Annotated in this window: 11 protein-coding genes; 7 read left to right on the top strand and 4 right to left on the bottom strand. The window is 61.1% G+C overall.

The genetic code is table 11. The features are described from left to right. The first annotated feature begins 11 nt into the window (after positions 1 to 11). From NMG70_RS23255 to NMG70_RS23245, 3 genes are all read left to right on the top strand, one after another. Positions 12 to 881: a transglutaminase-like domain-containing protein gene (locus tag NMG70_RS23255; RefSeq protein WP_254026688.1), complete on the top strand. Its 870-nt coding sequence runs from the start codon at positions 12 to 14 to the stop codon at positions 879 to 881. Between the two features lie 341 nt (positions 882 to 1,222). Then, positions 1,223 to 2,584, top strand: a complete 1,362-nt coding sequence (locus NMG70_RS23250; RefSeq protein ID WP_254026687.1) for a pilus assembly protein — start codon at positions 1,223 to 1,225, stop codon at positions 2,582 to 2,584. A gap of 429 nt (positions 2,585 to 3,013) precedes the next feature. After that, positions 3,014 to 4,282, top strand: coding sequence for a class I SAM-dependent methyltransferase (locus tag NMG70_RS23245; RefSeq protein WP_254026686.1), 1,269 nt, complete (start codon positions 3,014 to 3,016; stop codon positions 4,280 to 4,282). A 63-nt stretch (positions 4,283 to 4,345) separates the two neighbouring features. Here the strand turns inward: NMG70_RS23245 and NMG70_RS23240 are convergent, their stop codons facing one another. Together NMG70_RS23240 and acs are read right to left on the bottom strand one after the other, a co-directional pair. After that, positions 4,346 to 5,092 carry an MOSC domain-containing protein gene (locus NMG70_RS23240; protein WP_254026685.1) on the bottom strand — a complete coding sequence of 249 codons (747 nt, stop codon included), beginning with the start codon at positions 5,090 to 5,092 and terminating at the stop codon, positions 4,346 to 4,348. Next, entirely contained in the window at positions 5,092 to 7,047 is a 1,956-nt protein-coding gene (gene acs / locus NMG70_RS23235) for an acetate--CoA ligase (RefSeq protein ID WP_254026684.1), read from the bottom strand. The genes NMG70_RS23240 and acs overlap by 1 nt, the downstream gene beginning before the upstream one ends. Before the next feature lie 305 nt (positions 7,048 to 7,352). Here acs and NMG70_RS23230 point away from each other — a divergent pair, with 305 nt between their 5' ends. Beyond that, a complete protein-coding gene (locus tag NMG70_RS23230) occupies positions 7,353 to 7,625 on the top strand; it encodes an usg protein (RefSeq protein ID WP_065011174.1) in 273 nt (90 codons plus the stop codon). A 316-nt stretch (positions 7,626 to 7,941) separates the two neighbouring features. Here the strand turns inward: NMG70_RS23230 and NMG70_RS23225 are convergent, their stop codons facing one another. Next, a complete protein-coding gene (locus tag NMG70_RS23225) occupies positions 7,942 to 8,766 on the bottom strand; it encodes an SDR family NAD(P)-dependent oxidoreductase (protein WP_254026683.1) in 825 nt (274 codons plus the stop codon). Positions 8,767 to 8,951: 185 nt separating this feature from the next. Next, on the bottom strand, positions 8,952 to 9,923 hold the full coding sequence (locus NMG70_RS23220) for a LysR substrate-binding domain-containing protein (RefSeq protein ID WP_254026682.1): 972 nt from the start codon (positions 9,921 to 9,923) through the stop codon (positions 8,952 to 8,954). Positions 9,924 to 10,029: 106 nt separating this feature from the next. On the opposite strand from NMG70_RS23220, the gene NMG70_RS23215 reads away from it, so the two are divergent. The 3 genes from NMG70_RS23215 to NMG70_RS23205 all read left to right on the top strand — a co-directional run bounded on the left by NMG70_RS23215 (position 10,030) and on the right by NMG70_RS23205 (position 12,744). Next, positions 10,030 to 11,067, top strand: a complete 1,038-nt coding sequence (locus NMG70_RS23215; protein ID WP_254026681.1) for an aldo/keto reductase — start codon at positions 10,030 to 10,032, stop codon at positions 11,065 to 11,067. Positions 11,068 to 11,075: 8 nt separating this feature from the next. Then, on the top strand, positions 11,076 to 11,672 hold the full coding sequence (locus NMG70_RS23210) for an NADPH-dependent FMN reductase (RefSeq protein ID WP_254026680.1): 597 nt from the start codon (positions 11,076 to 11,078) through the stop codon (positions 11,670 to 11,672). A gap of 187 nt (positions 11,673 to 11,859) precedes the next feature. Next, entirely contained in the window at positions 11,860 to 12,744 is an 885-nt protein-coding gene (locus tag NMG70_RS23205) for an NAD(P)-dependent oxidoreductase (RefSeq protein ID WP_254026679.1), read from the top strand. The last annotated feature ends 2 nt before the right edge of the window (positions 12,745 to 12,746 follow it).

Raw genomic sequence — 12,746 nt, 5'->3', positions numbered from 1 at the left:
GGGGAAGCCCGATGCTGATTCGGCTCGGCTACGAAATCGCCATCGACTGTGCTGAAGCCACCCCGGTGATTTCGCTGCTCGAGATCCACAAGCAGCGCCAGGCCGACATCAAACGGCAGACGCGCGTGCTGACCTCGCCTTCCGTGCCAACCAGGCTCTATCACGATCTTTATGGAAACGCTTGCCGCCGCTTCATCGCGCCTGGGGGAGGCTTTCGCATTCTTTACGACGCCGTCGTCGAGGACAGCGGCGAGACCGACGAGGTCAACACGCTGGCCAGGGAAGTGCCGGTGGCGGAGTTGCCCGACGATGTGCTCTGCTATCTGCTCGGCAGTCGCTATTGCGAAACCGATCATCTCAGCGATCTGGCCTGGCAGCTTTTCGGGTCTGTTCCATCCGGCTGGGCCCGGGTGCAGGCGATCGTCGACTATGTCCACAACCGTCTGTCGTTCGGTTACGGCTATGCGCGCCCGACCCGCACGGCGGCGCAGGCGCATGAGGAGCGCGTCGGCGTCTGCCGCGACTTCGCTCATCTGGCGATCACGCTCTGCCGCTGCATGAACATCCCAGCCCGCTACGTGAACGGTTATCTCGGCGACATCGGCGTACCGGTCGACCCGGCGCCGATGGATTTTTCGGCGTGGCTGGAAGTGTTCCTCGACGGCAAGTGGTACACGTTCGACCCCCGCCACAACATGCCGAGGATCGGCCGCGTGGTCATTGCGCGTGGCCGCGACGCGACCGACGTGCCGCTGCTGCACAGTTTCGGCCCGCACCGGCTCAGCCTGTTCAAGGTCTGGACCTACGAGCAGGAAAGCAATCTGTTCAACCCGCCCCATCACGGCGTCGACAGGACCGCCAGCGCGCAAATGCTGGCATAGAAGGGCAAGCGCAAACTACGCGTCCGGCTGTTACGATCACCGGGCTGTCCATGGATATGATGTCCCTGATCCGCTTCGGCACAGAACCTCTGTGCCGGATCGGGATCGGGTTCTTGTGCCCCACGGCAGACTTCGGGATCATGGTAAGCGCTTCGTAACGAAACTGCCGGCAGCGGCTTGTCGTTTACAGGCTGTTTACCTTGCCGCATTTCGAAACCAAGCAAAAACAATGATTTGACGATGAGCCGCCGGTGTTGATCCGTTGGCGGGGCCATTCCGGCCGGAATCCTGCAATGCGGCCTTCGAACGGCTTCGAGGTCGTGGCGAATGGAGGCGAAAGCATGCGGCGTTTTGGGGGTCCTTTTCACGCGATCGGCGGCTTTGCCAGAGATCGCAGCGGAAATTTAGCGGTTCTGTTCGGCATGGTCGCGTCGGTGCTGGCGCTGGGCGTCGGCTTTGCCGTCAACGTTTCCCAGCTCTACAACGTCAAGTCGAGTTTGCAGGGCGTGGTCGATGCGGCGGTGACCTCGACGGCACGCGACCTGACCACCGGCGTGATCAAGGAGGCCGACGCCAACGAGTCGGTGCAGGCGTTTTTCGATGCCAACAGCCGAGCGGGCATCCTGCAGGCTGATCGGATCGTCCTCGACAAATTGACCGTCGACAGGACCGCCAAGACGGTTCAGGCGGAGATCCATGTCGATCTCGGCCTCTATTTTTCAATCTTCGGCATGGGCGATATGAAGCGCATTGCCGCATCGACGACGGCATTCTATTCGGACAAGACGATCGAAGTGGCGATGATGCTCGACGTCACAGGTTCAATGGCCGGCCAGAAAATAATCGACCTGAGAACGGCCGCAGCGAACGCGGTCGACAGCTTCCTGGGCGGTCAGGACCCCGCCAACCCCCGAGTGCGAGTCTCCATCGTGCCCTACGCCAATTCGGTGAATGCCGGCGCGCTTGCCGGCAGCAGCGTCTACGTCGAAGCCTCGACCAGCCAGCGCAAGCAGGCGCCCGGCAATGGCGCTATACAGTATGTCTCCGGCTTAACGCGTCCGGACAATTGCGCCGCCGAGCGCAAGGGCACCTATCAATATTCGGATGTAGGGCCCGACATCAGCATGGTCAATCGCGATTACCTGTTGTCGTTCTTCGCCTGGCCGACCGGCACGGCTGCCTGCCCGGTCGCCGCGTTGAAGCCGCTGACGGCGGACGCCGCGGCGCTCAAGAACGTCATCAAGAACTTTGTCGCATCGGGCGGCACCGCGGGCCATATCGGCGTGCAGTGGACCTGGTACATGCTTTCGGAAAACTGGGGCAGTGTGATGAACGCGTCGCAGCGGCCGGCCAAAGCGGATCCGAAAAAGGTCGCCAAAATCGCGATCCTGATGACCGACGGCGAGTTCAACCTGTCCTATTTCGATGCCAGCACTGTCGGTGACGTCTATAATGATGCCGGCAAGGAACCGACCCGCACGGCAGCCAAGACGCTCTGCACCGCCATGCGCGACAAGGGCATCGAAATCTTCACCATCGGTTTCGATCTCAACGAGGAGAATGCCCAGGCGACACTGCAGAATTGCGCGAGCCCGGATACCGGCAAGATCAAGCACTTCTATCAGGCCGCGAACGGGACGGAACTCAACCAGGCTTTCCAGGACATAGCGCGCAACATCGAAAGGCTGGCATTGACCAAATAGAGGGCATTGACCAGAGAGGATCCGGACAAGGAAAAGGCCGCCGCTTCTTTCGAAGCCGGCGGCCTTCCGTGTTTCCGTCCATGGCGCGGCCCATGGCAGCGACGTGACTTAAAGTGCTGGAGCGTCCTTTGCGCGTCCAAAGGACCCGCGGCGCTCCAGGCGTCGCCTGCCGCGCATCGCGCGCCTTAACGGGAAGACTGCTTCCCGAAAGTGCAATCCGCTGAGGCCACGTTCTGGAAAACGAAATCACTCGACATCGGATCACCTCCTTTCGATTTGTTGAACACGCGCTCATGATGGGGTGTCGATCTGCAAATGGCAAGGCGCCATCGTGAAAATGCGGTGCGCGTTTGCCGCTAACTGCTTGCGGCTATCCTATCGGACAGGCAAAGTCGTTCTCGGAACACCAGCGGGCAGGAAGGATTGGGGATGGAGGCAGCCGACAGAGCCGCACGGATCGTTCGAACGGTTATCGAGACGTTGAAGCCGGGTTTCGCGGTCAAGCTGTGGAATGGCGAGCGGATCGGCCCCGCCACCGGCCCCGTGGTCACCATCAACGACCAGGACATCGTCTGGCAGGTGATGCGCCGGCCCAACCTCTCGACGCTGATCGAAATGTGGATCTCCAAGACCATCGACGTGGAAGACGGGTCGTTGTTCGATTTCTACGCTCTGCCTGCGCACGGCAAGCTCAGGACGAAGCTCAAGTCGTTGCCCAAGCTCGCGGTCCTGCGCGACCTGCCGGCCGTGCTGTTTTCGCGAAAGCAGATGACGGCGCGGACCGACCTTTCCGGGCGCAATCCCTTCGTCAGCGGGTCGAACAGTCAAGCAATCCAGCACCACTACGACATTTCGAACGCCTTCTACCGGCTCTTCCTCGACGAACGCATGGTCTATAGCTGCGGCTATTTCACCGATTTCGCCAATGGCATCGACCAGGCGCAGAAGGACAAGCTCGACCATATCTGCCGCAAGCTCCGGCTGAAGCCCGGCGAAAGGCTGCTCGACATCGGCTGCGGCTGGGGAGCGATGCTCATCCATGCCGCGAAAAATTACGGCGTCGTCGGCCATGGCGTCTCGCTGTCGGAAGCCCAGACTGAGTTCGCCCGCGAGCGCATCCGTGCTGAGGGACTGGAGGATCGCATCACCATCGAGATAAAGTCCTATGCCGAGCTGTCCGGCTCCTTCGACAAGATCTCGTCGATCGGCATGTTCGAGCATCTCGGGCTGGCCAACCACGCCGCCTATTTCTCGACCATTCGTCGCCTGCTCAAGCCGGGCGGCATCTATCTGCACCACGCCATCACCCGGCGCGACAAGGGCAGCATCAAGAAGACCTTGCGCAAGGGCCCGGAATTCAAGGCGCTGATCAAATACATATTTCCCGGCGGAGAGCTCGACACGATCGGCATGACGCTCGGCAATCTCGAAGCGCACGGCTTCCTCGTCTACGATGTCGAGAATTTGCGCGAGCACTACGCCCGCACCTGCCGCCTGTGGGCCGAGCGCCTCCACGCTCGCTTCGACGAGGCGATCGCCGAGGTCGGCGAAGCCAAGGCGCGTCTCTGGCTGCTCTATCTCACCGGCTGTTCGATCACTTTCGAACGCGCCTCGGCGCAGATTTTCCAGACCGTCGTCACCAAGCGCGCGCGGGGTCCAAGCGGCCTGCCGCCGACGCGGGCGGACCTTTATCGATGATCAGCATGCGTATTGCGTTCTGCCGAGATCCTTCGCACCCCCCTCTCAAATGTTCTGCACCGCCTAAATGAACCGCATCATCTCGCCCACCCCGACACTGGCTGGCCGGTCGACCGTGCAATAGACGCCGAAATTGTGCGCGTTGTGGCGGATCAGATTGCGCAGGATCGCCGCGTCGTGGTCGAAGCCGTCCTGGGCTATGATGGTGAAGCCGCAGCGGCGGCATGGTTCGGAGATGGTCAGCAGCAGATCGCCGATCGCCAGCTTGCGTCCGATCCATTCCGTCTCCGGGAATGATTCCTCGATCGCCGCTACGTCGACGACGATGTTCGGGCGGAAGCGGCGCGGGTTGGCGGCGCCTTCCGGATGCAACGCCTTCAGGCGCGCCAGCGAAGCGGTGGTCAGGAGGTGGATGGGCGCCTTGCGGTAACGCTCGGCGGTCAGAAGGCCGGCGTAGTCCGGCGCATCGTTCTGGCGAAACGGCCGAATCGAGGCTGCGAAGCCGAGAAAGGCGGAAACGGCTCGGTCACATTCGGCTCCGGGCGCTGGCAGCCAATCGCCCTGCGGTGTAGCAATCTCGAGTTGGCGGGCCTGCGACAACCGGGTCCGAATGAGTGGCACCTTGTGCCATTTCGCCTCGCGGTCAGGCCGCGCGATCTCACCGTCAGAGGCGTCGACAAGGCCGAACAGGCGGTCGCCGTCGATGGTCTCAAGGCCGACGGAAATTACATCCTGGCGTTCGCCGGCGAGCGAACTCGCCGGATAGCGCCAGAGCTCGATGACAGTGCCGATCTCCGTCGAGGTGGACATCAGGCCCGCTTGTTTTGCCGGTTGGCGATGAGGTCGTCGACGACCGCCGGGTCGGCCAGCGTCGAGGTATCGCCGAGTGCGGCAAAATCGTCCTCGGCGATCTTGCGCAGGATGCGCCGCATGATCTTGCCCGAGCGGGTTTTCGGCAGGCCAGGAGCGAATTGGATCTTGTCGGGCGTGGCGATGGCGCCGATGTCCTTGCGGACGTGGGCGACAAGTTCCTTGCGCAGTTCCTCGTTCGGCTTCTCGCCAGCCATCAATGTGACGTAGCAGTAAATGCCCTGGCCCTTGATGTCGTGCGGATAGCCGACGACGGCGGCCTCGGAGACTTTCTCGTGCGAAACCAGCGCGGATTCGACCTCGGCCGTGCCCATTCGGTGGCCGGAGACGTTGATGACGTCGTCGACGCGGCCGGTAATCCAATAGTAGCCGTCGGCGTCGCGGCGGCAGCCGTCGCCGGTAAAATACTTGCCCTTGTAAGTGGAAAAATAGGTCTGCACGAAGCGCTCGTGATCGCCATAGACGGTGCGCATCTGGCCCGGCCAGGAATCGGCGATGCAGAGGTTGCCGCTGGCTACGCCCTCCAGCACCTTGCCGTCGCCGTCGACCAGTTGCGGCTTGACGCCGAAGAACGGCCGCGTCGCGGAACCTGCCTTGAGCGGGGTGGCGCCGGGCAACGGCGTGATCAGGATGCCGCCGGTCTCGGTCTGCCACCAGGTGTCGACGATCGGCACCTTGCCGTTGCCGACGACGTTGAAATACCACTCCCAGGCTTCCGGGTTGATCGGCTCGCCGACCGTGCCGAGCACGCGCAGCGATTTGCGCGAGGTTTTGGTGACATGGGTGTCGCCGGCGCCCATCAGCGCGCGCAACGCCGTCGGCGCGGTGTAGAAGATGTTGACCTTGTGCTTGTCGATGACCTCCCAGAAACGGGATTGCGACGGATAGTTGGGCACGCCTTCGAACATCAGCGTGGTGGCGCCGTTGGCGAGCGGCCCGTAGACGATATAGCTGTGGCCGGTGACCCAGCCGACATCGGCGGTGCACCAGTAGATATCGCCGTCATGGTAGTCGAAGACATATTGGTGGGTCATCGAGACATAGACGAGATAGCCGGCCGTGGTGTGCAGCACACCCTTCGGCTTGCCGGTCGAGCCCGATGTGTAGAGGATGAACAGTGGGTCCTCGGCCTTCATCTTCTCCGGCTTGCATTCCGCCTTAACCGTCGCGATCTCTTCATGGTACCAGACGTCGCGTTCGGCCACCCAGCCGGTCTTGCCGCCGGTGCGGCGCACGACGACGACCTTTTCGACTTTCGTTCCGGCCTTGGCGGCGATCTCGATCGCCTTGTCGGTGTTATCCTTCAACGGGATCGGCTTGCCGCCGCGCAGGCCCTCGTCGGCGGTGATGACGAAGCTTGACTTGCAGTCGTCGATGCGGCCGGCCAGCGCGTCCGGTGAGAAACCGCCGAAGACTACCGAATGGATGGCGCCGATGCGCGTGCAGGCAAGCATCGCATAGGCGGCTTCCGGGATCATCGGCATGTAGATGGTGACGCGGTCACCTTTCCTAACGCCGTGCTTCTTCATCACATTGGCGAGCCGGCAGACATGCGCGTAGAGCTCGTTATAGGTGATCTTCCTGTCGTCGTAGGGATTGTCGCCTTCCCAGATGATGGCGGTCTGATCGCCGCGCTTTTTCAGATGCCTGTCGATGCAGTTCCAGGAAACGTTGGTCTCGCCATCCTCGAACCATTTGATCGAGACCTTGCCGTCGAAGGAGGTGTTCTTGACCTTGCTGTAGGGCTTGAACCAGTCGATGCGCTTGCCGTGCTTGCCCCAGAATTTGTCCGGGTTTTTCAGGCTGTCGGCGTACCATTTCAAATAGGTGTCATTGTCGATCAGCGCATTCTTCTTCCACGCCGGCTGGACGCGATGGACATGAACCTCGGACATTTTTCCATTCCCTCCCAAGACCAACTGCCAGCTTGCCGCCGAGCAGCATCGCGGCGCAGCGGCCGCGAATTCGCGCGCATTATTAACAGTTCCGCGGCGACGGCAACATTAGACGTTGGATTCGCGCGGCGGGATGCCGCAGACGTCGTTTTCGCCGCTATCAGCACTCGACTACGATCGCTGCTAACCGCATGTTTTTGCGTCGTAAATCTGGCCTCTAACTACGAAATATCAATAGACGATTAAGCAAATAGCGCGCACAATTTCAAATTGGGAGGAAAGGAGAATCAACCAGGGGAACCGCGATGCGTGACCATTCCGAAATGGACCTGATGCTCAAAGGCTATGGCTTGACCACGGCCAAGATTCTTTATCACTTTCCCGATCATCCGCATCTGCTGCAGAGCTTCATCTGGCAGGACTACGACATCGCTCCCAAATTTCCGGTGCTGATTCGGTTCATCGAGTTCTGGCAGACCAAGCTCGATGGCCCGCTGCATTCGGTGAGCTATACGCACCAGAAGCTGATCGCGCCCAACGAATGGCACAAGGTCGACGGCGAGTTCGTGCTGCATTAAAGGGCAAGCACTAGGACTGGTGCTATCACGAAGCATCAGATTGACGTGATCACGCCAGTCGAGCGGCGGTCGGCGCGGGAGGAGAAGGAGCGGCTGGTTACGGCGACGTTTGAGTCTTTGAGGCTGGGGCGAGTGTGAGATTGTGCGATCGGCTGGTTGTGAGCCGGCTTTTGCGGTGGCACAAGGAGCTCTGCCAGATCTCATCGCCGTCCGGGCCGCAGCTCGTTCCCGTGGAGGTCGTGGCGGCGCTGCCAGCGCCGCACCCGCCTTGGGGAAAGGCCGGCAGTCGGCTTTGGGTCTGTTTCGTCAGACCTGCTTACGCGGTGTTCCCGACCATCCCTGAGAACAGCACTGAACCGCGCTGCTCGAGAAGCGAATGCGACGTGTAGTCCACGATCGAGAGTCCCCCATCGGCGACCAAGGTCTGGCCTGTGATGAACGAAGCTTCATCGCTCGCCAGAAAGGCAACAGCTGCTGCGATTTCGGCCGGCGTGCCCATCCGGCCGAATATGCTTGGCGGCACCGTCCAATCGCCGGCTCTATCCGAAGCTGGCGCCTCCATATCGGTTGCGGTCGCAATCCAACCAGGGCTGACGCAGTTCGCCCTGATCCCGAGGGGGGCGCCTTCTATTGCCAGCGAGCGCGTAAGAGCTTCGACGGCCGCTTTGGCGACGCAGTATAGCCCCCAATTGCCGTGCAATGTGGCCGTGGACGATATGTTCACAATCGCGCCTCCGCCAGAATCCCGTATCAGCGGCATGGCATAGGAAGACACAAAATAGGTGGAGTCCAGGTTGGCGCCGCGCATCTTGTCCCATCTCACTCCCGGACCATCGCCTGGCTCGATGCCGCTCCGGCGCGAACCAGCACCTGCGTTATTGACCACGACCCCCAGTCGACGACCCCATTGACCGATTTGGCCGATCAGATCCTCGACTTGATGCTCCTCGGAAAGATCGCATAGAAAAAAGCGCGCTTCGCCTCTGATTGCCCTTGCTTCCGCTTCGACGGCGCGACCCTTCTCGCGATCACGGCCAGCGAAAGCAACTCTGGCTCCCTCTTTCAGGAAATAGTGGACGATTCCGCGTCCTATCCCCGAATTCCCGCCGGTCACGAGGACGTCTTTGCCTTTGAAGCGCATGGGTCATCTCCTGGTGGTTACCGGCGCAGACGCGCACCAGCAGCGGCCTCTCCGATCACCTTTCCGCAGAGGAGCGGTGAACGAAACCAGGATATATCTCGTCATTCAAATCGGCATGAACCACAGCGGACCAAGGATTGGGCATTGATGGGCTGGGTGCCTTTCGAATGCTAAGACTTCGAATGCTAAGACAGGGACACGCTAGAGTTGCCGGTTTCAAAAGCATGACCTTTATTGACTTGGTGCTGCAGGCCGCCGCCAAAGCTATTCGCGCTTGCCAGGAGTTCCAGAAAGGCCCTTGGCGCATTGTCTGGGGGATAAGGGCTCGTGCCGTCGCCGGCTGCGTAGGCTACGACCAGCTCCCAGCAGATCTCCGTTTGCCCTATGGGGGCGATGTTGAGCGAGGAGCGTCTTGCCTCAGCGATGGTTTCCGGGACAAGGGCGATCCCAAGGCCACGCGCGACCAGTTCCAGAAGTGTTTCGAGGTCACTGACCTCGAAGACGGAACGACGCTCGACGCCAACTTCCAGAAAGGCGCGGTCGACTAGTTTCCGCGTCCCCCAATTCGGCTCGAAATCGACGAATGGTTCGTCTTTCAACGCAGAGAGCGACACCTCGTCACGGCCTGCCAGGTCATGATCGAGTGCGCAGATCATGACGAGTGATTCACAGGCGATCATGGTTGTCGTGATGCCGACTGGAGGCTCGCACAGAGGCAAAAACGCTAGGTCAATTCGCCCGCTTCTTATCTTTTCCAGCAGATGGGTCGTGCTCCCCTGGCAGAGCCGGACCTCAATACCTGGATGCCGCGTGTGGAACCTCGCAAGCAGCGATGGCAAATCCAGAAAGGCCGGGAGGCTTTGGACGGTTCCAATGGAGAGCGTGCCTTGTTCCAACCCGTTCATCGCCGCGACGGTGTTCCGCGCCTCGCGCACCGCCTCAAGCGCGGCTCGCGCTTTGTCGAGGAAGACACGGCCCGTGGTCGTGAGGCGCACCTGTCGCGTACTGCGAATGAAGAGCTTTGCGCCGAGTTCATCTTCGAGCGCTCGGATCGAGGCCGAAAGAGCTGATTGGACGATGTTCACCCGCTGTGCGGCCCGGGTGAAGTGGTTCTCCTCGGCCACCGCCACGAAATGCTGCAACTGTCGGAGTTCCATGATCTTCTCGCTATTAAGCTACAGAGAAGATCAATAGCATCTGAATAATCCATTGGAAAGATGCATAAGCCGGGCGCATGTTATGTGACAGGACAGGACATACCTAATGGACGCAACTCAACAAAATATCGAAAAGATCCTCCCGACCCGCCGGCTGGGCCGAACCGACATGGAGATCACCCGCGTCGGGTTCGGCGCCTGGGCGATCGGCGGTGCCGATTGGGCCGTGGGGTGGGGTACTCAAGATGATCGTGAGTCGGTCGCTGCGATCCGTCATGCGGTGGAACGCGGCATCAATTGGATCGACACGGCAGCTATTTACGGCCTCGGCCACTCGGAAGAAGTCGTGCGGCAAGCCTTTGCAGAGATCCCGACCAGCGAGCAACCCTACATTTTCACCAAATGTGGCCTCGTCTGGGATGAAAACGATCGCCAGGCGCTGCCCCGCAAAGTCGGCGCGCCCGCAAGTGTCCGCCGCGAGGTGGAAGCCTCACTGAAGCGCCTTGGCGTTGAGCGCATTGACCTCTACCAAATGCACTGGCCGGCCGAGGATGGGACGCCGCTGGAAGAATATTGGCAAACGCTGCTCGACCTGAAGAAGGAGGGCAAGGTACGGGCCGTCGGCCTTTCCAATCATAGTGCCGCGCAGTTGGAAACGGCCGAAAGCCTGGGCGATGTCGACACGCTGCAACCGCCGTTCTCCGCGATTCGTCGCGAGGTCGCCAAGGCCGAACTGAATTGGTGTCACGCCCATCAGACCGGGGTCATCGTCTACAGTCCCATGCAATCCGGCCTCCTCACCGGCGGCTTCTCCGTCGAGCGTGCCCAAGCCTTGCCGAAAGACGATTGGCGATCCCGCAACGCGGAGTTCACCGGCGAAAAGCTTACTCGCAACCTGAGGTTCGCGGACGCCTTGGCACCAATCGCGGACCGTCACAGCACGAGCGTTGCAGCAGTTGCGATTGCCTGGACTCTCGCCTGGCCGGGGGTGACGGGTGCGATCGTCGGTGCCCGCAGCCCGGCTCAGGTGGACGGCTGGCTGGATGCGGCAAGCCTCGAACTGACGGGGCAGGATTTGGCCGAGATCGCCGCCGCCATCGAAGCGACTGGCACCGGTTCAGGCCCGTTGCAGCCCGGAAAGTAATTGCACCGATGATGATGTTGGAAACACGAACACAGGTGCGGCTCCTCGGCTTGCCGGGGAGCCTGCGCCAAGGTTCTTACTCCCTTGCCGTTCTCAGAGGCCTGCAGCCGGCGCTCAGTCCGGCGGTTGATCTCCAGATCGGCGACCTGCGGCTGCCTCTTTACGACCAGGACCAGGATGGACCTTCGACACCGCAGACAGTGCAGGCGTTCAGGCAAGCCGTTGCGGAAAGCGATGGGCTCGTGATCGCGACGCCGGAGTACAATCACGGCATCCCAGGCGTTCTCAAGAACGCGCTTGACTGGGCATCGAGGCCGCTAGGCCACTCGGCGTTGACCGGCAAAGCTGTGCTCGTCATCTCTGTGTCGCCGGCCTTCACCGGCGGCGTTCGTGCTCAGGCGCAGGCCAACGAGACGCTGCTCGCCATCCAGTCACGTCCCGTTCTTGGTCCGCAGGTCGTTATTGGCAACGTCACCAACAAGATCAGGGATGGACGATTGACTGACGAACCGAGCCTGCGCTTCGCATTGTCGGCGATCGATCGCCTGATCGCCCTTTGCCCGGCTGTTCGTCGGGCTGAGTATGCGGACCAGTCGTTGGGTTGAGGTCGGGACATTCTAACAAAAGTTCACTTACGATGGGAACCGCGCGGCAACGGAGCACATTCCAATGGAGGCCGAGCGTCGCGGGCTTTACGCGGGGGAAGATCCAACCGGCCTTTCCAAGCTTCTGGATCGGGATTGGCACAAGTGAGAAACGCGGATCTCAGAACCGCATTGAAAGGAGACCATCATGGACGTCGGCTTGATTGGCCTGGGACACATGGGCGCCGGAATGGCCACTAACATTCTTGAAGCCGGGCATGGCCTGACCGTCTACAACCGGACGCGCGGCAAGGCCGAGAGCCTCGTCAACAAGGGTGCTCGATCGGCGGCCAATTTTTCAGACGCCTGCCGCGGCGAGGCTGTCATAACTATGCTGGCAGACGATCACGCCGTCGAAAGCGTGGTCTATGGCGATGGGGGCTTGCTCTCGAGCCTTCGGAAGGGAGCGACGCACATCTCCTGCAGCACAATCAGTGTCGCTCTGTCGGAGCGCCTCGCAGCCGATCATGCCGCAGTTGGACAGCGCTTCGTTGCAGCACCGGTGTTCGGCCGGCCCGATGCGGCAGCGGCCGGCAAACTGTTCGTCGTCGCGGCCGGAGCGCCGGATGCCATGGCCGCCGTGCAACCGATTCTCGATGCGGTGGGCCAGAAGACCGTCGTCGTATCCAAGACGCCGAAAGCCGCCAATCTGGTGAAGCTTAGCGGCAATTTCCTGATCGCCTCGGTGATCGAATCGCTCGGCGAAGCCATCGCGCTGGTTAGCAAAGGCGGCGTCGACAAGCAACTGTATCTCGAAATCCTGACGTCGACCCTGTTTTCGGCACCCGTCTACAAGACCTATGGCGCGCTGATTGCGAATGGCAACTTTGAGCCTGCTGGCTTCGCTGCGCCGTTGGGTCAGAAGGATATCCGGCTGACGCTGGCAGCAGCCGAGGAGTTGCGCGTGCCGCTCCCGCTAGCGAGCCTCCTGCGGGACCGCTTCCTCACCCTGCTCGCCACCGGCGGCGAAAAGCTCGATTGGTCGGCCATCGGCCAGCTTGCCGCCAGGGATGCCGGCGCGGACGCACCTTGAAG

Origin of the sequence: Mesorhizobium ventifaucium (assembly GCF_935822925.1) — a bacterium.
GTDB classification, from domain to species: Bacteria; Pseudomonadota; Alphaproteobacteria; order Rhizobiales; family Rhizobiaceae; genus Mesorhizobium; species Mesorhizobium ventifaucium.
This window is presented reverse-complemented; position numbering and strand designations above follow the sequence as displayed.